The sequence below is a fragment of the Bartonella sp. AA83SXKL genome, assembly GCF_042196965.1.
Lineage (GTDB): Bacteria > Pseudomonadota > Alphaproteobacteria > Rhizobiales > Rhizobiaceae > Bartonella.
In genome coordinates this window covers 1-275 of sequence record NZ_JBHIRG010000295.1, presented here as the reverse complement: position 1 = coordinate 275, position 275 = coordinate 1, and the positions used below count along the sequence as shown (strand labels likewise).

Annotated in this window: 1 pseudogene; it reads right to left on the bottom strand. The window is 43.6% G+C overall.

Features of this window, described 5'->3' with window-relative positions:
* Positions 1-275, bottom strand: a pseudogene (locus ACFINO_RS11230) (phage portal protein); the annotation flags it as partial.

Genomic DNA, 275 nt, shown 5'->3' with positions numbered 1-275 from the left:
TATCATACTCCAAACTGGTAATCATTTCGCGTGTTAACGGCACATACCTAGCATTTTCGTCACCAGCAATACGCACCAATCGCCCATCGGAAAGATAGTTTTGAATAAGGTAGAGAATAATTTTTCCCTGTCGCTGCCGATATCGCCGCAAACCATCAAAGAAAGAAGCCAACAAATTGAGTGAAGATTGGCGGCGTTGTTGTTCAAGAATTCCTGGTTGATTGACCGCCCGTGTACCAATAAATTCAGAAGACAATCCGGTCACTTGTTCGAGT